The organism is Pseudomonas sp. W17 (assembly GCF_040268305.1).
Taxonomy (GTDB): domain Bacteria; phylum Pseudomonadota; class Gammaproteobacteria; order Pseudomonadales; family Pseudomonadaceae; genus Aquipseudomonas; species Aquipseudomonas protegens.
Genome location: NZ_CP158490.1, coordinates 1339483 through 1360130, shown reverse-complemented (window position 1 = coordinate 1360130; position 20648 = coordinate 1339483). Strand labels below are relative to the sequence as shown.

17 protein-coding genes are annotated in these 20648 nt (G+C 64.0%); 14 read left to right on the top strand and 3 right to left on the bottom strand.

Going from position 1 to position 20648, the window contains the following annotated elements; all coding sequences use genetic code 11:
* Window positions 1–207: 207 nt before the first annotated feature.
* The 3 genes from map to dapC are packed head-to-tail and all read left to right on the top strand — an operon-like array spanning window position 208 to window position 4979.
* Window positions 208–990, top strand: a complete 783-nt coding sequence (map, locus tag ABCR88_RS06095) for a type I methionyl aminopeptidase (protein ID WP_011059523.1) — start codon at window positions 208–210, stop codon at window positions 988–990.
* 48 nt (window positions 991–1038) lie between these two features.
* Window positions 1039–3741: a [protein-PII] uridylyltransferase gene (locus ABCR88_RS06090; protein WP_015634331.1), complete on the top strand. Its 2703-nt coding sequence runs from the start codon at window positions 1039–1041 to the stop codon at window positions 3739–3741.
* 38 nt (window positions 3742–3779) lie between these two features.
* On the top strand, window positions 3780–4979 hold the full coding sequence (dapC, locus tag ABCR88_RS06085; RefSeq protein ID WP_041116208.1) for a succinyldiaminopimelate transaminase: 1200 nt from the start codon (window positions 3780–3782) through the stop codon (window positions 4977–4979).
* Window positions 4980–5034: 55 nt separating this feature from the next.
* Here dapC and ABCR88_RS06080 read toward each other — a convergent pair whose 3' ends face one another.
* Window positions 5035–6681: a Na+/H+ antiporter gene (locus ABCR88_RS06080; protein ID WP_041116206.1), complete on the bottom strand. Its 1647-nt coding sequence runs from the start codon at window positions 6679–6681 to the stop codon at window positions 5035–5037.
* Between the two features lie 237 nt (window positions 6682–6918).
* On the opposite strand from ABCR88_RS06080, the gene ABCR88_RS06075 reads away from it, so the two are divergent.
* The 4 genes from ABCR88_RS06075 (at window position 6919) to ABCR88_RS06060 (ending at window position 10038) form a co-directional block, all read left to right on the top strand.
* Window positions 6919–7281: an ArsC family reductase gene (locus tag ABCR88_RS06075; protein WP_011059519.1), complete on the top strand. Its 363-nt coding sequence runs from the start codon at window positions 6919–6921 to the stop codon at window positions 7279–7281.
* 33 nt (window positions 7282–7314) lie between these two features.
* Entirely contained in the window at window positions 7315–8349 is a 1035-nt protein-coding gene (gene dapD, locus ABCR88_RS06070; protein ID WP_011059518.1) for a 2,3,4,5-tetrahydropyridine-2,6-dicarboxylate N-succinyltransferase, read from the top strand.
* Between the two features lie 76 nt (window positions 8350–8425).
* Window positions 8426–9631, top strand: a complete 1206-nt coding sequence (locus tag ABCR88_RS06065) for an aminotransferase class V-fold PLP-dependent enzyme (RefSeq protein WP_041116202.1) — start codon at window positions 8426–8428, stop codon at window positions 9629–9631.
* Window positions 9628–10038 (top strand): SufE family protein, encoded by a 411-nt coding sequence (locus ABCR88_RS06060; RefSeq protein WP_041116200.1) that lies wholly within the window; start codon window positions 9628–9630, stop codon window positions 10036–10038. The genes ABCR88_RS06065 and ABCR88_RS06060 overlap by 4 nt, the downstream gene beginning before the upstream one ends.
* Window positions 10039–10120: 82 nt before the next feature.
* Here ABCR88_RS06060 and tcdA read toward each other — a convergent pair whose 3' ends face one another.
* Window positions 10121–10942 carry a tRNA cyclic N6-threonylcarbamoyladenosine(37) synthase TcdA gene (gene tcdA / locus ABCR88_RS06055; RefSeq protein WP_073698950.1) on the bottom strand — a complete coding sequence of 274 codons (822 nt, stop codon included), beginning with the start codon at window positions 10940–10942 and terminating at the stop codon, window positions 10121–10123.
* A 211-nt stretch (window positions 10943–11153) separates the two neighbouring features.
* On the opposite strand from tcdA, the gene ABCR88_RS06050 reads away from it, so the two are divergent.
* From ABCR88_RS06050 to ABCR88_RS06035, 4 genes are all read left to right on the top strand, one after another.
* Entirely contained in the window at window positions 11154–13745 is a 2592-nt protein-coding gene (locus ABCR88_RS06050) for a glycosyltransferase (protein ID WP_011059514.1), read from the top strand.
* Window positions 13746–13930: 185 nt separating this feature from the next.
* Window positions 13931–15082 (top strand): succinyl-diaminopimelate desuccinylase, encoded by a 1152-nt coding sequence (dapE, locus tag ABCR88_RS06045; protein ID WP_325985561.1) that lies wholly within the window; start codon window positions 13931–13933, stop codon window positions 15080–15082.
* Window positions 15082–15891: a putative RNA methyltransferase gene (locus ABCR88_RS06040; protein WP_041116198.1), complete on the top strand. Its 810-nt coding sequence runs from the start codon at window positions 15082–15084 to the stop codon at window positions 15889–15891. Before dapE ends, ABCR88_RS06040 begins: the two co-directional genes overlap by 1 nt.
* Window positions 15892–15976: 85 nt before the next feature.
* Window positions 15977–16354 carry a hypothetical protein gene (locus ABCR88_RS06035; protein ID WP_011059511.1) on the top strand — a complete coding sequence of 126 codons (378 nt, stop codon included), beginning with the start codon at window positions 15977–15979 and terminating at the stop codon, window positions 16352–16354.
* Window positions 16355–16457: 103 nt separating this feature from the next.
* Here the strand turns inward: ABCR88_RS06035 and ABCR88_RS06030 are convergent, their stop codons facing one another.
* Window positions 16458–16667: a cold-shock protein gene (locus tag ABCR88_RS06030; protein WP_011059510.1), complete on the bottom strand. Its 210-nt coding sequence runs from the start codon at window positions 16665–16667 to the stop codon at window positions 16458–16460.
* 247 nt (window positions 16668–16914) lie between these two features.
* On the opposite strand from ABCR88_RS06030, the gene plsB reads away from it, so the two are divergent.
* From plsB to ABCR88_RS06015, 3 genes are read left to right on the top strand one after another with little or no spacing between them, the layout of a single operon-like run.
* Window positions 16915–19419 carry a glycerol-3-phosphate 1-O-acyltransferase PlsB gene (gene plsB, locus ABCR88_RS06025; protein ID WP_350023647.1) on the top strand — a complete coding sequence of 835 codons (2505 nt, stop codon included), beginning with the start codon at window positions 16915–16917 and terminating at the stop codon, window positions 19417–19419.
* A gap of 51 nt (window positions 19420–19470) precedes the next feature.
* Complete coding sequence (locus ABCR88_RS06020; RefSeq protein WP_011059508.1) at window positions 19471–19869, top strand: YbaY family lipoprotein; 399 nt, start codon at window positions 19471–19473, stop codon at window positions 19867–19869.
* Window positions 19870–19893: 24 nt separating this feature from the next.
* On the top strand, window positions 19894–20583 hold the full coding sequence (locus ABCR88_RS06015) for a DUF4197 domain-containing protein (protein WP_011059507.1): 690 nt from the start codon (window positions 19894–19896) through the stop codon (window positions 20581–20583).
* Window positions 20584–20648: the final 65 nt, after the last annotated feature.

Below are 20648 nucleotides of genomic sequence, written 5' to 3'. Positions count from 1 at the left end.
TTGCCCGCCTCTTGGAATCGGTCCAGAATGCACCATTGTATGGAGAGAAGCGCCAGCAGAACCTCAGATTTGCGCTGAGCCTCTGTTAGAATCGCACCTTTGCGGCTTTTGAAAACCTTGCTGGCCCATCGTAGGCCAAGCCTTGCGCATGCGGGTTTTCGAGCCATTTCCGTGTTTATCGCGCCCCTGGGCGTCAAGAGAGCCTGTATGACCGTCACCCTCAAAACTCCCGAGGACATCGCCAAAATGCGTGTCGCCGGCAAACTGGCCGCCGACGTGCTGGAAATGATTGCCGAGCATGTCAAACCCGGTGTCACCACCGAAGAACTGGACCGCATCTGCCATGACTACATCGTCAATGTGCAGGGTGCGATCCCTGCCCCGCTGAACTACAAGGGCTTCCCCAAATCCATCTGCACCTCGATCAACCACGTGGTGTGCCACGGCATTCCCAACGAGAAGCCGCTGAAGGATGGCGACACCCTGAACATCGATGTGACCGTCATCAAGGACGGCTACCACGGCGACACCAGCCGCATGTTCCACGTTGGCACCGTGCCGGTCTGGGCCGAGCGCCTGTCGCAGATCACCCAGGAATGCATGTACAAGGCCATTGAACTGGTGAAACCGGGCTGCCGCCTGGGCGACATCGGCGAAGTGATCCAGAAGCACGCGGAAAAGAACGGTTTCTCGGTGGTTCGCGAGTTCTGCGGCCACGGCATCGGCAAGGTGTTCCACGAAGAGCCGCAGATCCTGCACTACGGCCGTGCCGGTACCGGCATGGAACTCAAGGCCGGCATGACCTTCACCATCGAGCCGATGATCAACCAGGGCAAGGCCGACACCAAGGTCCTGGGCGACGGCTGGACCGCCATCACCAAGGACCGCAAGCTCTCCGCGCAGTGGGAACACACCCTGCTGGTGACCGAGACCGGCTACGAGATCTTCACCCTGCGCAGCGATGACACCATCGCCCGGGTGTCTGCCTGATCCACAACGCTGCGTCCCGACCTTATAGATAGAAAGGAAAGCCAATCGATGCCGCAGGTGGACCCCGAACTCTTCGACCGCGGCCAGTTCCAGGCGGAACTGGCCCTGAAGGCCAGCCCTATCGCCGCCTTCAAGAAGGCCATCCGCCAGGCACGGGAAGTGCTGGATACGCGCTTTCGCAGTGGGCGGGAGATCCGCCGGCTGATCGAAGACCGCGCCTGGTTCATCGATAACATCCTGCAAAAGGCCTGGGACCAGTTCAGCTGGAGCGACGACGCCGACATCGCCCTGGTGGCGGTCGGCGGCTACGGTCGCGGCGAGCTGCATCCCTATTCCGACATCGACCTGCTGATCCTCCTGGACAGCGCCGACCACGAAATTTTCCGGGACTCCATCGAACGCTTTCTTACCCTGCTCTGGGACATTGGCCTGGAAGTCGGGCAAAGCGTGCGCTCGGTGGACGAATGCGCCGAACAGGCGCGGGCCGACCTGACGGTGATCACCAACCTGATGGAAAGCCGCACCATTGCCGGCCCCGAGCACCTGCGCCAGCGCATGCTGCAAGTGACCAGCACCGAGCACATGTGGCCGAGCAAGGATTTCTTCCTGGCCAAACGGGCCGAGCAGAAGGCCCGCCATCACAAGTACAACGACACCGAATACAACCTGGAGCCCAACGTCAAAGGCTCGCCGGGTGGGTTGCGGGACATCCAGACCATCCTCTGGGTCGCGCGCCGCCAGTACGGCACCCTGAACCTGCGGGCCCTGGCCGGCGAAGGCTTCCTGGTGGAAAGCGAAAACGCGCTCCTGGCCTCGTCCCAGGAGTTCCTGTGGAAGGTCCGCTACGCGCTGCACATGCTCGCGGGGCGCGCCGAGGACCGCCTGCTGCTCGACCACCAGCGCTCCATCGCCACCCTGCTGGGCTTCGAGGGCGAAGATGCGAAACAGAGCATCGAAAGCTTCATGCAGCAGTACTACCGGGTGGTGATGAGCATCGCCCAGTTGAGCGACCTGATCATCCAGCACTTCGAGGAGGTGATCCTCGCCCCCGAGGACGAGGCTCCGCCACAGCCGATCAATGCGCGCTTCCAACTGCACGACGGCTACATCGAGGCGATCAACGACAACGTGTTCAAGCGCACGCCGTTCGCCATGCTGGAGATCTTCGTGCTGATGGCCCAGCACCCGGAAATCAAGGGCGTGCGCGCCGACACCATCCGCCTGCTGCGCGAACACCGGCACCTGATCGACGACGACTTCCGCCACGATATCCGCAACACCAGCCTGTTCATCGAGCTGTTCAAGTGCGAAATCGGCATCCACCGCAACCTGCGGCGGATGAACCGCTACGGCATTCTCGGACGCTACCTGCCGGAGTTCGGCTTCATCGTCGGGCAGATGCAGCACGACCTGTTCCACATCTATACCGTGGACGCCCACACGCTGAACCTGATCAAGCACCTGCGCAAAATGCAGTACACGCCGATCTCCGAAAAATTCCCGCTGGCCAGCAAGCTCATGGGCAAGCTGCCCAAGCCCGAGCTGATCTACCTGGCCGGTCTATACCACGACATCGGCAAGGGCCGTCATGGCGACCACTCGGAAATCGGCGCCGTGGATGCCGAAGCCTTCTGCGTGCGCCACCAGTTGCCGCAGTGGGATACCCGGCTGATCGTCTGGCTGGTGCAGAACCACCTGGTGATGTCCACCACGGCTCAGCGCAAGGACTTGTCCGACCCGCAGGTGATTCACGATTTCGCACAGATCGTGGTCGACCAGACCCGCCTCGACTACCTCTACGTACTGACCGTCGCCGATATCTACGCCACCAACCCGACGCTGTGGAACTCCTGGCGCGCCAGCCTGTTGCGCCAGCTCTACACCGAGACCAAGCGAGCCCTGCGCCGCGGCCTGGAAAACCCGGTGGACCGCGAAGAGCAGATCCGCCAGACCCAGAGCGCCGCCCTGGACATCCTGGTGCGCAACGGCACCGACCCGGACGAAGTGGAACAACTCTGGTCCCAACTGGGGGACGACTACTTCCTGCGCCACACCGCCGGCGACGTGGCCTGGCACAGCGACGCGATCCTCCAGCAGCCGGCCGACGGCGGGCCGCTGGTGCTGATCAAGGAAATCACCCAGCGCGAGTTCGAGGGCGGCACCCAGATCTTCATCTACGCCCCGGACCAGCACGATTTCTTCGCGGTGACCGTGGCCGCCATGGACCAGCTCAACCTGAACATCCATGACGCGCGCATCATCACCTCCAGCAGCCAGTTCACCCTCGACACCTACATCGTCCTGGACAACGACGGCGAATCCATCGGCAACAACCCGCAGCGAGTCGAGCAGATCCGCAAGGGCCTGACCGACGCCCTGCGCAACCCCGACGACTACCCGACCATCATCCAGCGCCGGGTGCCGCGCCAGCTCAAGCATTTTGCCTTCGCCCCCGAGGTGACTATCCACAACGACGCCCAACGCCCGGTGACCGTGCTGGAACTCAGCGCCCCGGATCGCCCGGGTTTGCTGGCGCGGATCGGCAAGATTTTCCTGGAGTTCGACCTGTCGCTGCAGAATGCCAAGATCGCCACCCTGGGCGAGCGCGTGGAAGACGTGTTCTTCATCACCGATGCGCACAACCAGCCCCTGTCCGACCCCCAGCTGTGCAGCCGCTTGCAGGATGCGATCGTCGAGCAGTTGAGCGTCAGCCACGAACCGACTATCGAAATGACCCGCCTGAGCATCTGACGGGTCCGAACCACCGCTTTGAGTGAGATACCGCCTCCATGAACAACGCTCTGAACCAGTTGCAGCCCTACCCGTTCGAAAAGCTGCGCGCCTTGCTCGGCACCGTGACGCCCAACCCGGACAAGCGCGCCATCGCCCTGTCCATCGGCGAACCCAAGCACCGCTCGCCAAGCTTTGTCGCCGAAGCCCTGGCCAGCAACCTCGATCAGATGGCGGTCTACCCCACCACCCTGGGCATCCCGGCCCTGCGCGAAGCCATCGCCGGCTGGTGCGAACGGCGCTTTGGCGTGCCCGCGGGCTGGCTCGACCCGGCGCGCAATGTACTGCCGGTCAACGGCACCCGCGAAGCGCTGTTCGCCTTCACCCAGACCGTGGTCAACCGCGGCGAAGACGCCCTGGTGGTCAGCCCCAACCCCTTCTATCAGATCTACGAAGGCGCGGCCTTCCTCGCCGGGGCCAAGCCGCACTACCTGCCGTGCCTGGACGAAAACGGCTTCAACCCGGACTTCGACGCTGTGCCGGCGGAGATCTGGCAGCGCTGCCAGATCCTCTTCCTGTGCTCGCCGGGCAACCCCACCGGCGCGCTGATCCCGCTGGACACCCTGAAGAAGCTGATCGCGCTGGCCGACGAGCACGACTTCGTGATCGCCGCCGACGAGTGCTACAGCGAGCTGTACTTCGACGAACAGACACCGCCCCCGGGCCTGCTCAGCGCCTGCGTCGAACTGGGCCGCAAGGACTTCAAGCGCTGCGTGGTGTTCCACAGCCTGTCCAAGCGCTCCAACCTGCCGGGCCTGCGCTCGGGCTTCGTCGCCGGTGATGCCGAGATTCTCAAGGGCTTCCTGCTGTACCGCACCTACCACGGCTGCGCCATGCCGGTGCAGACCCAACTGGCCAGCGTCGCCGCCTGGAACGACGAAGTGCACGTGCGCGCCAACCGCGCCTTGTACCGGGAGAAATTCGACGCGGTGCTGGCGATCCTTGCGCCCGTGATGGATGTGCAGCGCCCGGACGGCAGCTTCTACCTGTGGCCGAACGTGGCCGGGGATGACGCAGCCTTCTGCCGCGACCTGTTCGAACAGGAGCATGTGACCGTGGTTCCAGGCTCCTACCTGTCGCGGGATGTGGACGGCACCAACCCGGGCGCCGGCCGGGTACGCATGGCGCTGGTAGCGCCGCTGGCGGAATGCGTGGAAGCAGCGGAACGGATTCGCGATTTCGTGCTGCGTCGCGCTTGAGGCCTTTCGCCGGCAAGCCGGCTCCCACAGCAGGAGCCGACTGCCGGCGAACACCTCACTTCACCTGCCCCAGATTGGCCTCGCTCATATCCAGATCGGCCAGTACTTCGCGTAGCACATCGTCGCCAATCTGATGCTGGCGGCTCAGCCGATACAGCTCCAGCCGTTGCGCACGCAGGGCCTTGATCCGCAGGCGCCGCTCCAGCAAGTCCATCTGGAACGCCAGGGCCTGGGCCTCGGCGGAATCGTTGTAGACCTCCAACTGATGCCGGTACTCGGCCATCAAGCGCCCCTTGAGTTCGGTGGCCAGGGCCGCCTGGGCAGCATCCGGGGTTTCACCGGTGTCAGCCACCTCTTCGGCTTCCAGGGCATGGATCGCCGCTTCGGCAGTCTTGCGCCAGGCATCCCGCACTTCCCCACGGCGCTTGTCGTCAGGGCTCTTCACAATGCCGCGCAGCAGCAGCGGCAGGGCAATGCAGGCCGCCACCAGGGACAGCAGGATCACCCCGGCAGCGATGAAGATCAGCAGGTCGCGCTCCGGAAAGGCTTCGCCGGCACCTAGAAACAACGGTACCGACATCACACCGGCCAGGGTTACCGCCCCGCGCACTCCACCCACGGTCAGCAACCAGCAGGAACGGGCGGTCGGCACCAGGGTCAATTCGCCCTTGCCACGCCAGCGCCGCAGCAGGCCGGACAGGCGCCAGATGCTCTGCACCCAGATGAAACGCAACACCAGCAGCACCAGGAAAATCGCCACCACATCCAGGCAACGGTAGAACAGGGTCGGCCACAGCGAGGTCTCGTGACTGACCACGGCCTTGATGATGTCCGGCAGCTGCAACCCCAGGAGCAGGAAGATTAGGCCGTTGAAGGCGAACTCCAGCAGTGACCAGACGCTGCGATTGAGCAGCCGGGTGCTGGTCTGGCGCGGCAGCAGGTCGAGCCAGCTCTGCATCATCCCCGCCGCCACCGCCGAGAGAATGCCCGAGGCTCCCAGGCGCTCGGCCAGCACATAGGCGGCGAACGGCAAAAGCAGCATGAACACCACGTGGGTCGCCGGGTCATCCCAGCCTCGGGCGATCATCCAGGCCCGCAGGCGCCCCACCAGCCAGCTCAGTGCCACGCCGACCGCCAGGCCGCCCACCGCCACCAGGATAAAGGTCAGGCTGGCGTTGGCCAGGGAGAACACCCCGGTCACCGCCGCTGCCAGGGCGAACTTGAAGGTCACCAGGCCCGAGGCGTCATTCATCAGAGCCTCGCCCTGGAGCATGTGCATCAGGGGCGTGGGCAAGCGGTTCTGGGAAATCGCCGATACCGCCACGGCGTCGGTGGGCGAAAGCACGGCGGCCAGGGCAAAGGCCACCGGCAACGGAATGCTCGGCAGCAGCCAATGGATGAAGTAGCCGGCGCCCACCACGGTGAACAGCACCAGCCCTACTGCCAGGGTCAGGATCGGCCCGCGCAGGCGCCAGAATTCGCGCTTGGGCATGCGCCAGCCATCGGAAAACAACAGCGGCGGCAAGAACAGGAAGAGAAACAGCTCCGGGTCCAGGGCCACGTGCAGCCCCAGGGTCGGCCAGGCCAGCAAGGCGCCGGCGGCAATCTGCACCAGGGGCAGCGGCAGTGGAATCACCCGTCCGACAAGACGCGAGAGGCTCACCAGCATCAGCAGGATGAGGACGGTATAGGCGGTTTGCATAAAGCGGGCTTCCCGATCTGAAACTTCAAAGCAGACACACAACGGCGGCAGGAATTCACCGCAGAAGTGCCATATTAGCCGCTTAAGCTGCGTTTACGCCGCTGCACAAAAGTCGCAACGGCGCCTGGGCGCGGAAACACAATGCGACAAAGCCCCGCAGCAGCCGACGCCGAATCGGCGCGGTCGTGGCATAATCCGTGACCTTTCATCTCCAGCATCTCCAAAGGGGGCAATTCCTTGACCGCTTCAAGCAAAACGTTGCACCTTTTCGGCATCAAAGCCTGTGACACCATGAAAAAGGCGCGCACCTGGCTCGATGAACACGCTGTCAGCTATGACTTCCATGATTACAAAACCTCCGGCATTGACCGTGAGCACCTGAATCAGTGGTGCGACGAGCACGGCTGGCAGGTGGTGTTGAACCGCGCGGGCACGACCTTTCGCAAACTCGATGACGAAAGCAAAGCCGATCTCGACCAGGCGAAAGCCGTTGAACTGATGCTCGCGCAACCTTCGATGATCAAGCGCCCGGTGCTCGATCTCGGAGACAAGACCCTGATTGGCTTCAAGCCAGACCTTTACGCAGCGGCGCTCAAGTAAGCCTGCTCAATCAATTTCGCAAGAGGTAACTGCATGTCCACTACCCTGTTCAGCCTGGCATTCGGTGTCGGCACCCAGAACCGTCAAGGCGCTTGGCTGGAAGTGTTTTACGCATCGCCCCTGCTCCAGCCTGCGGCTGAAATCGTCGCTGCCGTAGCGCCGATCCTCGGCTACAGCGAAGGCAACCAGGCCATCACGTTCACCACCGCCCAGGCCGCGCAAATGGCCGACGCACTGAAAAGCATCGACGCCACCCAGGCAGCCCTGCTGACCCGCCTGGCCGAAAGCCACAAGCCGCTGGTAGCGACCCTGCTGGCCGAAGATGCCCAGCTGACCTCCACTCCAGAGGCCTACCTGAAGCTGCACCTGCTGTCCCACCGCCTGGTCAAGCCGCACGGCCTGAGCCTGGCCGGCGTGTTCCCGCTGCTGCCGAACGTGGCCTGGACCAGCCAGGGTGCCATCGACCTCGGCGAGCTGGCCGAGCGTCAACTGGAAGCCCGCCTGCGCGGCGAGCTGCTGGAAGTGTTCTCGGTGGACAAATTCCCGAAAATGACCGACTACGTGGTGCCGAGCGGCGTGCGTATCGCTGACAGTGCGCGGATCCGCCTGGGCGCCTACATCGGCGAAGGCACCACCGTGATGCACGAAGGTTTCGTCAACTTCAACGCCGGCACCGAAGGCCCGGGCATGATCGAAGGCCGGGTTTCCGCAGGCGTGTTCGTCGGCAAGGGTTCGGACCTGGGCGGCGGTTGCTCCACCATGGGCACCCTGTCGGGTGGCGGCAACATCGTGATCAAGGTCGGCGAAGGTTGCCTGATCGGCGCCAACGCCGGTATCGGCATCCCGCTGGGCGACCGCAATACCGTGGAGTCGGGCCTGTACGTGACCGCCGGCACCAAGGTGGCGCTGCTGGACGAGAACAATCAACTGGTCAAAGTGCTCAAGGCCCGGGAACTGGCCGGCCAGCCGGACCTGCTGTTCCGTCGCAACTCGGAAACCGGCGCCGTGGAGTGCAAGACCCACAAGTCGGCCATCGAGCTGAACGAAGCGCTGCACGCTCACAACTAAGCAGCGATTCGGTTTCACTGGAACCGGCCAGGCGCTTATCATCGGCGCCCGGCCTGTTCAAACGAGTTCTGCCACCATGCTTGTAGCCTCCCCCTGGCGCGCCGACTTCCCGGCCATCGCCGCCCTGCATCGCCAGGACCAGACGTACCTGGACAACGCCGCCACCACGCAAAAACCCCAAGCCCTGCTGGACGCGCTGGCGCACTACTACGCCAATGGCGCGGCCAATGTGCATCGTGCGCAACACCTGCCCGGCGCCCACGCCACCCAAGCGTTCGAAGACAGCCGCAGCAAGGTCGGCCAATGGCTGAATGCCGGTGACAGTGGGCAGATCGTCTTCACCCACGGCGCGACCTCCGCGCTGAATCTTCTGGCCTACGGCCTGGAGCACCAATTTTCCCCGGGCGATGAAATCGTCATCAGCGCCCTGGAGCACCACGCCAACCTGCTGCCCTGGCAGCAACTGGCCCAACGTCGCGGTCTCAAGCTGCTGGTCCTGCCCCTGGACCCGGACGGCCTGATCGACGTCGACGCGGCAAGCCGCTTGATCGGCCCGCGCACCCGTTTGCTGGCGGTGAGCCAGCTGTCCAACGTGCTTGGAGCCTGGCAACCCTTGACCCCACTGCTGGCCATGGCCAGGGCCCAGGGCGCACTGACGGTGATCGACGGCGCCCAGGGCGTGGTCCATGGCCGCCACGATGTGCAGGCCCTGGGCTGCGACTTCTATGTGTTCTCCAGCCACAAGCTGTACGGCCCGGATGGGGTCGGCGTGCTGTTTGGCCGTCATGCAGCACTCAAGGGCCTGCGCCACTGGCAGTTCGGTGGTGAAATGGTCCAGGAGGCCGATTACCAGCACGCCAGCTTCCGCCCCGCCCCCTTGGGCTTCGAGGCCGGTACGCCGCCGATTGCCGGGGTCATCGGCCTGGGTGCCACCCTGGATTATCTCGCCGGCCTGGATCAGCAAGCACTGGCCGACCATGAAGCAGCGCTGCACGCCTACCTGCTGCACGGCTTGCAGGCGCGCAATGGCATCCGCCTGCTGGGCTCGCCGCAAGTGGCCCTGGTCAGTTTTGTCGTAGATGGGGTGCACAACGCCGACCTGGCGCACCTGCTGACCGAACAAGGCATTGCCGTACGCGCCGGGCACCACTGCGCCATGCCGCTGATGAAGAGCCTGGGGTTGGCCGGAGCGATTCGCGTGTCATTGGCGCTGTACAACGATTCCGAGGACCTGGAGCGTTTCTTCGAAGCCCTGGATCAGGCCTTGGAGCTGCTGCGATGAGCCTGCCGGCGGATGCCGTCGCCGCCCTAGAGATTTTCCAGGGGGCTGCCGGCTGGGAACAGCGGGCGCGCCTGCTGATGCAATGGGGCGAGCGCCTGCCGTCCCTGAGCGAGGCCGACCGGGTCGAGGCCAACCGGGTGCACGGCTGTGAAAGCCAGGTCTGGCTGGTGGCGGCCCTGGAAAACGGTCATTGGCAGTTTGCCGCAGCCAGCGACGCGCGGCTGATTCGCGGGCTGGTGGCCCTGCTCCTGGCGCGGGTCAATGGCCTGACGGCAGAGCAGTTGCGGGAAGTGGACCTGGCCGACTGGTTCAACCAGTTGGGCCTGTCGCGCCAACTCTCGCCTTCGCGCAGCAATGGCCTGAACGCCGTCTTGCAACGCATGAGCGAACTGGCCAGCGCCCCGTAGCTCCGTAGGAGCCAGCTTGCTGGCGAACAGGCTCATAAGCCTTGCACCCTCCTCGCGGCCCTCTTCGCTGGCAAGCCAGCTCCTACGGGGCGGCGGGTTTGCTGCGTTCCGACGGGCGGCGCACGCCGGCGACAATCTTGTCCACCGCCTTGGTCGCCGCCACCATGCCGAAGGTCGCGGTCACCATCATCACCGCGCCAAAGCCGCCGGCACAGTCGAGCTTGACGCCATCGCCGACAAAACTCTTCTGCAGGCAGATGCTGCCGTCCGGCTTCGGATAACGCAGCTGTTCAGTGGAAAACACGCAAGGCACGCTGTAGTGCCGGGTTACGGTGCGCGAGAAACCGTAGTCGCGGCGCAGGGTGGAACGCACCTTGGAGGCCAACGGGTCATTGAAGGTACGGTTCAGGTCGCAGACCTGGATCAGCGTCGGGTCGATCTGCCCCCCCGCGCCGCCGGTGGTGATGATCTGGATCTTGCGTCGCTTGCACCAGGCAATCAGCGCCGCCTTGGCATTGACACTGTCGATGCAGTCGATCACGCAATCGATGTCCGGGGTGATGTACTCGGCCATGGTCTCGCGGGTGACGAAGTCCGGCACCGCGTGCACCTTGCAGTCCGGATTGATGCCGCGCAGGCGTTCGGCCATGACCTCGACCTTGGGCTTGCCCACAGTGCTGTCCAGCGCGTGCAACTGGCGGTTGCTGTTGCTGACGCAGACGTCATCGAGGTCGAACAGCGAGATCTCGCCCACCCCGCAACGGGCGATGGCTTCCGCCGCCCAGGAACCGACCCCGCCGACTCCGACGATCGCCACATGGGCCGCCCGCAGCCGCTCCAGGCCTTCAATGCCATACAAACGGGCGACGCCGGCAAACCGTGGATCTTCTGTACTCATGACCATCACCTAAAAAACCGGCGCGCATTATAGGGCCTCAACGCGACAAGTTTTAACCTTGAAGCTACAAGTAAAGAACTTAAACCCGAATACAGTGCCCAAGGTCTGGCTTTCCTCTGTGCGCTGTACGCTCAGTTGAGGGCCGGTGTAGGATGCCCGCCGTTTGGCGCCTGCCAACCCTTCCCTCGTTCCACACCTTTTGGAACCCGAAATAGCTATGTCATCGCGTAAATTTGGACTCAACCTGGTGATAGTGCTGGCCATTGCCGCGCTGTTCACCGGTTTCTGGGCGCTGATCAATCGCCCGGTCTCGGCCCCCGACTGGCCGGAACAGATCTCCGGTTTTTCCTACTCGCCTTTCCAGCAGGGCCAGTTCCCGCAGAAGGACCAGTACCCGTCCGACGATGAAATGCGTCGCGACCTGGAGATCATGAGCAAGCTGACCGACAACATCCGTACCTATTCGGTGGACGGCAGCCTGGAAGACATCCCGAGGCTCGCGGAAGAGTTCGGCCTGCGCGTGACCCTGGGGATCTGGATCAGCCCGGACCTGGAGCGCAACGAGCGGGAAATCATGCGCGCCATCGAACTGGCCAATACCTCCCGCAGCGTCGTGCGGGTGGTGGTGGGTAACGAGGCGATCTTCCGCAAGGAAATCACCGCCGACCAACTGTCGGTGATTCTCGACCGGGTGCGGGCCGCGGTAAAAGTTCCGGTCACCACCTCGGAGCAATGGCACGTCTGGGAGGAAAACCCGGGGCTGGCCAAGCACGTCGACCTGATCGCCGCGCACATCCTGCCCTACTGGGAGTTCATCCCGGTGGACAAGGCCGAGCAGTTCGTCCTCGACCGCGCCCGGGACCTGAAGAAGATGTTCCCGAAAAAACCGCTGCTGCTGTCCGAGGTCGGCTGGCCGAGCAACGGCCGCATGCGTGGTGGCGCCGACGCCAGCCCGGCGGACCAGGCGATCTACCTGCGTACCCTGGTCAACAAGCTCAACCGCCAGGGCTACAACTACTTTGTCATCGAAGCCTTCGACCAGCCGTGGAAGGCCAGCGACGAAGGCTCGGTGGGCGCCTACTGGGGCGTGTTCAACGCCGCGCGCCAGCAGAAATTCAACTTCGAAGGCCCGGTGGTGGCCATCCCGCAATGGCGGGTGCTGGCCATCGGCTCGGTGGTGCTGGCGCTGCTGTCGCTGACCCTGCTGATGATCGACGGCTCGGCCCTGCGCCAGCGCGGCCGGACCTTCCTGACCTTTATCGCGTTCCTCTGCGGTTCGGTGCTGGTGTGGATCGGCTACGACTACAGCCAGCAGTACAGTACCTGGTTCAGCCTGACGGTGGGCTTCCTCCTGGCCCTCGGCGCGCTGGGGGTGTTCATCGTGCTGCTGACCGAGGCCCATGAACTGGCCGAAGCGGTGTGGATCCACAAGCGCCGGCGCGAATTCCTGCCGGTGGAGGGGGACTCCAGCTACCGGCCGAAAGTCTCGATCCACGTACCCTGCTACAACGAGCCGCCGGAGATGGTCAAACAGACCCTCAATGCCCTGGCCAACCTCGATTACCCGGACTTCGAAGTCCTGATCATCGACAACAACACCAAGGACCCGGCGGTCTGGGAACCGGTGCAGGCCTATTGCGAGACCCTCGGCCCGCGCTTCAAGTTCTTCCACGTCGCGCCCCTGGCCGGCTTCAAGGGCGGTGCGCTGAACTATCTGTTGCCGCACACCGCCAAGGATGCCGAAGTGATCGCGGTGATCGACTCCGACTACTGCGTCGACCGCAACTGGCTCAAGCACATGGTGCCGCACTTCGCCGATCCGAAGATCGCCATCGTGCAGTCGCCCCAGGACTATCGCGACCAGAACGAAAGCACCTTCAAGAAGCTCTGCTACGCGGAATACAAAGGCTTCTTCCATATCGGCATGGTCACCCGCAACGACCGTGACGCGATCATCCAGCACGGCACCATGACCATGACCCGGCGCACAGTGCTCGAAGAGCTGGGCTGGGCCGACTGGTGCATCTGCGAAGACGCCGAGCTGGGCCTGCGGGTGTTCGAGAAAGGCCTGTCGGCGGCGTACCACCACGAAAGCTACGGCAAGGGCCTGATGCCCGACACCTTCATCGACTTCAAGAAGCAGCGTTTCCGCTGGGCCTATGGCGCGATCCAGATCATCAAGCGCCACACCGCCAGCCTGCTGCGCGGCAAGAACACCGAGCTGACCCGTGGCCAGCGCTACCACTTCCTCGCGGGCTGGCTGCCGTGGGTCGCGGACGGCATGAACATCTTCTTCACCGTCGGTGCCCTGCTGTGGTCGGCGGCGATGATCATCGTGCCGCAACGGGTCGACCCGCCGCTGCTGATCTTCGCCATCCCGCCGCTGGCGCTGTTCGTGTTCAAGGTGGGCAAGATCATCTTCCTCTACCGCCGTGCGGTGGGGGTCAACCTCAAGGACGCGTTCTGCGCGGCCCTGGCGGGCCTGGCCTTGTCCCACACCATCGCCAAGGCGGTGCTGTACGGCTTCTTCACCAGCAGCATCCCGTTCTTCCGCACCCCGAAGAACGCCGACAACCACGGCTTCTGGGTGGCGATCTCGGAAGCCCGGGAAGAGTTGTTCATCATGCTGCTGTTGTGGGGCGCGGCGCTGGGGATCTTCCTGGTGCAGGGCTTGCCGAGCAACGACATGCGCTTCTGGGTGACCATGCTCCTGGTGCAGTCTTTGCCTTACGTGGCAGCGCTGGTCATGGCCTTCCTTTCGTCGCTGCCAAAACCGGCGGAAGAAAGCCAGCCGGCTCCCGCAGCCTAAATCGATCCAAAGCACTAAACGGCGGCCTCTGGCCGCCGTTTTGCTTTAAGATATCCGCCATTTTGCGCGCCTCGCCCAACCCTGTAGGAGCTGGTTTGCCAGCGAACCAAGCAACGCGGTGTATCGATTAAACCGCCCTCGCCGCCCCGCCGGCTCCTGCACAATGCCTTGCACCGGAGTTACCCATGACGGCCCATGCCGAGCTTTCGCCGACCCTGCAACTTGCCTGTGATCTGATCCGTCGCCCCTCGGTGACGCCGGTCGACGCCGACTGCCAGAAGCTGATGATGCAGCGCCTGGGGGATGCCGGCTTCAAGCTGGAACCGATGCGCATCGAGGACGTGGACAACTTCTGGGCCAGCCATGGCCAGCATGAAGGCCCGGTGCTGTGTTTTGCCGGCCACACCGACGTGGTGCCTACCGGCCCGGTCAAGGCCTGGCAGAACGACCCGTTCGACGCTCTGATCGACGAGCACGGCATGCTCTGCGGCCGTGGCGCAGCGGACATGAAGGGCAGCCTGGCGGCCATGCTGGTGGCCGCTGAGCGTTTCGTCACCGACTACCCAGACCACAAGGGCTCGGTAGCCTTCCTCATCACCAGCGACGAAGAAGGCCCCGCGCACCATGGCACCAAGGCCGTGGTGGAGCGCCTGGCGGCACGCAAGGAGCGCCTGGACTGGTGCATCGTCGGTGAGCCTTCGAGCACCAGCCTGGTGGGCGATGTAGTCAAGAACGGCCGCCGCGGCTCCCTCGGCGCCAAGCTCACCGTGCGCGGGGTGCAGGGCCACGTGGCCTATCCGCACCTGGCGAAGAACCCGATCCACCTGGCGGCGCCGGCCCTGGCGGAGCTGGCGGCGGAGCACTGGGACGACGGCAACGCCTTCTTCCCACCCACCAGTTTCCAGATCTCCAACCTCAATTCCGGGACCGGCGCCACCAACGTGATTCCCGGTGAACTGACCGCGCTGTTCAACTTCCGCTTCTCCACCGAATCCACGGTGGAAGGCCTGCAGCAGCGGGTCGCGGCCATCCTCGACAAGCACGGCCTGGACTGGCATGTAGAGTGGGCCCTGTCCGGTCTCCCGTTCCTCACCGAACCCGGCGCCCTGCTGGACGCGGTATCGGCCAGCATCAAGCAGGTCACCGGGCGCGACACCAAGGCCTCCACCAGTGGCGGCACCTCCGACGGGCGCTTCATCGCCACCCTGGGCACCCAGGTGGTGGAACTGGGCCCGGTCAACGCCACCATCCATCAGGTCAACGAGCGGGTACTGGCCAGCGACCTCGATGTGCTGACCGAAATCTACTACCAGACCCTGATCAAGTTGCTCGCCTGATGCTTGCCTGTCCTCTCTGCAGTGCCCCGCTGAACGCCGTGGACAACGGCGTGGTCTGCCCGGCCGGGCATCGTTTCGACCGGGCACGCCAAGGCTACCTGAACCTGCTGCCGGTGCAGCACAAGAACAGCCGTGACCCGGGCGACAACCAGGCCATGGTCGAGGCCCGCCGCGACTTTCTCAACGCCGGGCACTACGCCCCGGTGGCCCGGCGCCTGGCGGAGCTGGCGGCAGAACGCGCACCCCAGCGCTGGGTCGACATCGGCTGTGGCGAGGGTTACTACACCGCGCAACTGGCCCAGGCCCTGCCCGCTGCCGATGGCTACGCCCTGGATATTTCCCGGGAGGCGGTGAAGCGCGCCTGCCGTCGTGCCCCGCAACTGACCTGGATGGTCGCCAGCATGGCGCGCATCCCCCTGGCGGACGCCAGCTGCCAGTTCCTGGCCAGCGTCTTCAGCCCCCTCGACTGGCTGGAGGCCAAGCGCCTGCTCAGCCCCGGCGGCGGCTTGATGAAGGTAGGTCCCACCAGCGGCCACCTGATGGAACTGCGCGAACGCCTGTACGACGAAGTGCGCGAATACACCGACGACAAGCACCTGGCCCTGGTGCCCGAAGGCATGGCCCTGGCCCACAGCGAAACCCTGGAGTTCAAGCTGCACCTGGAACGCCCGCAAGACCGCGCCAACCTGCTGGCCATGACGCCCCATGGCTGGCGCGCCAGCGCCGAGCGCCGCGCCGCGGTGATCGAGCAGGCCGAGCCTTTCGAGGTCAGCGTATCGATGCGCTACGATTACTTCGTGCTGCAATAACCCACTAAAACCCAAGGCCCCGAGCCTGTGCTCGCGGCCGAAGAAATCCGCGAATGGATTTTTCAGACCGGCAATGAGGACATCCATGCGCCAGCCCGATATCGAGATTTACCTGAAAGACGCCGACGTCGACTACAAGGCCATCGCCGCCTGGCTGGGCGCCGTGCTTGGCCCGTGCAGCGACTGGGTACAAAAAGGCCAGACCTACAAATGCACCGCAGGCCAGGTGCCCGTGACCTGGCTGCCCAAGGCCGTGGGCAAGTGGAACAGCCTGTACCTGGAAAGCGACCAGACCCCGTGGGATGACGACATCGCCTGCGCCCGCGCCGCCTTTGCCGCGTTGAATGTGGAGGTGCGCTGCGCACCGGGCAGCTGGGTCGAGGAAGAGGGTGAAGAGTCCGCCGATCGCTGGATTCGCATCAGCGCCGACGGTGAAGAAGAGATTACCTGGCGCACTGCCTGAACAGTGCATACCCGTAGGAGCCGGCTTGCCGGCGAAGAGGCCTTCAATACTTGCGTTCGATAGACGGGCGCCTTCGCTGGCAAGCCAGCTCCTACAGGGTGGGTTACAGGCCGACGACGTCTTCGGCTTGCAGACCTTTCTGGCCTTCGACCACAGCGTATTCCACCTGCTGGCCTTCGGTCAGGGAGCGGTGGCCTTCGCCACGGATCGCCCGGTAGTGGACAAAAACGTCCGCCCCGCCTTCACGCTGGATAAAACCGTAGCCCTTGGCGTCGTTGAACCACTTCACGTTGCCTGTCTCACGAGTAGTCATGAATCCATACCTCATTTTTTTATTATTGGATTGGCGCACTGCAACCAAACCCTGAGAACTTTCCCCCAGCCTGCCTCTCTATGAGTGGAAGCGATACGACCGCGGGAGAGTCGGCCGAGTATATGACAGGCGTAAAAACTCTCAACTCAATCTTGTTTCGGCGCTTTTTTGCCGATTTTCGGCGAATCCGGCACACTACCGGCCCCGAGCAGTTGCTCGGTTTTCTACTCACTCACGCAGAAGCCGTATGACCCGCTCCCCGATCCGCCGTCTTGTGTTTGGCACCTTGCGCCGACTGCTGTACCTCTGGGTCCGCTCGGAAACCATCAACCAGTCGTCCTTCACCCTCGACCTCGACCGCAGCCGACCGGTGTTCTACGTCCTGCAAAACCCGTCCCTGACCGATCTCGCCGTGGTCGATACCGAATGCACCAAGGCCGGGCTGCCACGTCCGGTACTGCCGGTGTCGGTGGGCAACCTGCTGGAACCGGCGGCCTTCTTCTACCTGACCCCGGAGCCCGACTGGCTTGGCCGCCAGGACAAGCGCGGGGCGCCACCGACCCTGACCCGGCTGGTCAGCGCCCTGACCCAGAATGCCGCCGAAGATGCACAGATCATTCCGGTCAGCGTGTTCTGGGGCCAGTCGCCGGACAGCGAATCGAGCCCGTGGAAGCTGCTGTTCGCCGACAGCTGGGCGGTCACCGGACGCCTGCGCCGGCTGCTGAGCATCATGATCCTGGGACGCAAGACCCGAGTGCAGTTCTCCGCACCGATCAACCTGCGCGAGCTGATCGAACACAACAAGGGCCACGAGCGCACCGTGCGCATGGCCCAGCGCATCCTGCGGGTGCACTTTCGCAACCTCAAGGCTGCGGTCATCGGCCCGGACATTTCCCACCGGCGCAACCTGGTCAAGGGCCTGCTGAACCAGCCCCTGGTGAAACAGGCGATCCTCGACGAGGCCGAGCGCGAAAAGATTTCCCCGGAAAAAGCCAAGGCCCAGGCCCTGCGCTACGGCAACGAGATCGCTTCGGACTACACCTACACCGCGATCCGCTTCCTGGAAGTGGTGCTGAGCTGGTTCTGGAACAAGATCTACGACGGGATCAAGGTCAACCACCTCGAAGGCGTGCAGAAGATCGCCCAGGGCCACGAAGTGATCTACGTGCCCTGCCACCGCAGCCATATCGACTACCTGCTGCTGTCCTACCTGCTGTTTCGCAACGGCCTGACCCCGCCGCACATCGCCGCCGGGATCAACCTCAACATGCCGGTGATCGGCGGCCTGCTGCGTCGCGGCGGGGCCTTCTTCATGCGCCGCACCTTCAAGGGCAACCCGCTCTACACCTCGGTGTTCAACGAATACCTGCACACCTTGTTCACCAAGGGTTTCCCGGTGGAGTACTTCGTCGAGGGCGGCCGTTCGCGCACCGGGCGCATGCTGCAACCCAAGACCGGGATGCTGGCAATCACCCTGCGCAGCTTCCTGCGCTCCTCACGCATGCCCATCGTCTTCGTGCCGGTGTACATCGGCTATGAAAGGGTGCTGGAAGGCCGGACCTACCTGGGCGAGCTGCGCGGCGCGAGCAAGAAGAAAGAGTCGATCTTCGACATCTTCAAGGTCATCGGCGCCCTCAAGCAGCGCTTCGGCCAGGTGGCAGTGAACTTCGGCGAACCGATCAAGCTGGCGGAGTTCCTCGACCAGGAACAGCCGGACTGGCGGACCCAGGAGCTGGGCCCGCAGTACCGCCCGGCCTGGCTCAATGAAACCACCAACCGTCTCGGCGAGCGGGTGGCCCAGCACCTCAACGAAGCCGCGGCGATCAACCCGGTGAACCTGGTGGCCCTGGCCCTGCTTTCCACCACCCGCCTGGCCCTGGACGACCGCGCCATGGAGCGGGTCCTGGACCTGTACCTGGCACTGCTGCGTCGCGTTCCCTACTCGCCCCACACCACCTTGCCCGAAGGCGACGGCCGGGCTCTGATCCAGCACGTCAAGGACATGGACCTGCTGGCCGAACAGAGCGACGCCCTGGGCAAGATCCTCTACCTGGACGAGCAGAACGCCGTCCTGATGACCTACTACCGCAACAACGTGCTGCACATCTTCGCCCTGCCGGCGTTGCTGGCGAGCTTCTTCCAGAGCTCGTCGCGCATGAGCCGCGAACAGATCCTGCGCTATACCCGCGCGCTCTATCCCTACCTGCAATCGGAGCTGTTCATCCGCTGGCCGCTGGATGAGCTGGACGCGGTGGTGGACCAGTGGCTGGAGGCCTTTGTCGAACAGGGCCTGCTGCGCTTCGAGAAGGACCTGTACCAGCGTCCGGCCCCGAGCTCGCGGCATTTCGTCCTGCTGACCTTGCTGTCCAAGAGCATTGCCCAGACCCTGCAACGCTTCTACATGGCTATTTCCCTGTTGCTCAACAGCGGCCAGAACAGCATCAGCGCCGAGGAGCTGGAAGACCTGTGCACGGTCATGGCCCAGCGCCTGTCGATCCTGCATGGCCTCAATGCCCCGGAGTTCTTCGACAAGAGCCTGTTCCGCCACTTTATTCAGACCCTGCTGGACCAGGGTGTGCTGCGCCGCGACGAAGCCGGCAAGCTGAGCTACCACGAAGCGCTGGGGGAGCTGGCCGAAGGTGCCGCCAAGCGCGTGCTGCCGGCAGAAATTCGCCTGTCGATCCGCCAGGTCGCCCTGCACCGCAGCGAAGACGCCGCCGACCAGCTCGCGGCACCTGCGCAAAACGACTAGATTCTTACGGGCGCCGGAGCAGCTGCGGCGCCCTCGATACGGAGATCCGCGATGAAAAAGCTCAGCCTGCTGGCCGCCACCGCGCTGCTCGGCGCTTGCCAGTCCATGAATCCCGCTGCCAAGGCCAGCCTCGACGGCGAAGTCTTCTACTTGCAGCGCATCGCCCTGCCTCCGGCCGCCACCCTGAGCGTGAGCCTGCAGGACGTGTCACTGGCCGACGCCCCTGCCGTGGTCCTGGCCGAGCAGAGCGGTCCGGTCAAGGGCCAGGTGCCGCTGCCCTTTCACCTCAGCTACGACCCGGCCCAGGTCAAGCCCGGCCACCGCTATTCGGTCAGCGCGCGGATTGAAGTGGCTGGCCAGCTGGTCTTCATCACCACCGAAAACAACGCCGTTAAACTCGACGGCAGCGATCCGCAGCCCTTGAAGCTGCGGGTCGACGCTGTTCGTTAATTCTTATTGCACAAGGAAGCCGCCATGCTCCGTACTTCGCTTCGTTTCACCAGCCTGTGCGCTGGCCTGTTGATCTCCGCCAGCGCCCTGGCCCTGTCCCTGAGCGACCTGTCCCAGGGTGACGCCAGCGGTGGCCTGAAAGATGCCCTGACCCAGGGTGCGCAGATCGCCGTCAAACAGCTGGGCACCCCAGGTGGTTTCAGCAACAACCCCGAGGTGCGCATCGAGCTGCCGGGCAACCTGGGCAAAGTCGCGAAAAAAATGAAACAGTTCGGCATGGGCGACCAGGTCGATCAGCTTGAAACCAGCATGAACAAGGCTGCCGAGGCCGCTGTCCCGCAAGCCCAGGCCCTATTGGTGGATGCCGTGAAGAAGATGACCGTGGCTGACGCCAAGGGCATTCTTGCCGGCGGCAAGGACTCCGCCACCCAATACCTGGACAAGAGCAGCCGCGAGCAGATCCGCGCCAAGTTCCTGCCGATCGTCAAGCAGGCCACTGACCAGGTCGGCCTGGCCAAGCAGTACAACTCCTTCGCCGGCCAGGCTGCGACGCTCGGCGTGCTGGATGCCAAGAGCGCCAACATCGAGAGTTACGTGACCGAACAAGCCCTCAATGGCCTGTTCGAAATGATCGGCAAGCAGGAAGAAACCATTCGCCAGAACCCGGCGGCAGCCGCCACCAGCCTGGCCAAGAAAGTCTTCGGCACCCTGTAAGCCTCCCCGCTACCTGTAGGAGCCAGCTTGCTGGCGAAGACGTCGCCAGGACAAACGCCTGCCCC

Coding starts and splice junctions, on each gene's coding strand:
- ABCR88_RS06015 (WP_011059507.1), top strand. CDS start 19,894: ATGCTCCGTACTTCGCTTCGTTTCACCAGCCTGTGCGCTGGCCTGTTG.
- ABCR88_RS06030 (WP_011059510.1), bottom strand. CDS start 16,667: ATGACTACTCGTGAGACAGGCAACGTGAAGTGGTTCAACGACGCCAAG.
- ABCR88_RS06040 (WP_041116198.1), top strand. CDS start 15,082: ATGCTTGCCTGTCCTCTCTGCAGTGCCCCGCTGAACGCCGTGGACAAC.
- ABCR88_RS06035 (WP_011059511.1), top strand. CDS start 15,977: ATGCGCCAGCCCGATATCGAGATTTACCTGAAAGACGCCGACGTCGAC.
- ABCR88_RS06080 (WP_041116206.1), bottom strand. CDS start 6,681: ATGCAAACCGCCTATACCGTCCTCATCCTGCTGATGCTGGTGAGCCTC.
- ABCR88_RS06050 (WP_011059514.1), top strand. CDS start 11,154: ATGTCATCGCGTAAATTTGGACTCAACCTGGTGATAGTGCTGGCCATT.
- dapC (WP_041116208.1), top strand. CDS start 3,780: ATGAACAACGCTCTGAACCAGTTGCAGCCCTACCCGTTCGAAAAGCTG.
- ABCR88_RS06060 (WP_041116200.1), top strand. CDS start 9,628: ATGAGCCTGCCGGCGGATGCCGTCGCCGCCCTAGAGATTTTCCAGGGG.
- plsB (WP_350023647.1), top strand. CDS start 16,915: ATGACCCGCTCCCCGATCCGCCGTCTTGTGTTTGGCACCTTGCGCCGA.
- map (WP_011059523.1), top strand. CDS start 208: ATGACCGTCACCCTCAAAACTCCCGAGGACATCGCCAAAATGCGTGTC.
- dapE (WP_325985561.1), top strand. CDS start 13,931: ATGACGGCCCATGCCGAGCTTTCGCCGACCCTGCAACTTGCCTGTGAT.
- tcdA (WP_073698950.1), bottom strand. CDS start 10,942: ATGGTCATGAGTACAGAAGATCCACGGTTTGCCGGCGTCGCCCGTTTG.
- ABCR88_RS06020 (WP_011059508.1), top strand. CDS start 19,471: ATGAAAAAGCTCAGCCTGCTGGCCGCCACCGCGCTGCTCGGCGCTTGC.
- dapD (WP_011059518.1), top strand. CDS start 7,315: ATGTCCACTACCCTGTTCAGCCTGGCATTCGGTGTCGGCACCCAGAAC.
- ABCR88_RS06065 (WP_041116202.1), top strand. CDS start 8,426: ATGCTTGTAGCCTCCCCCTGGCGCGCCGACTTCCCGGCCATCGCCGCC.
- ABCR88_RS06090 (WP_015634331.1), top strand. CDS start 1,039: ATGCCGCAGGTGGACCCCGAACTCTTCGACCGCGGCCAGTTCCAGGCG.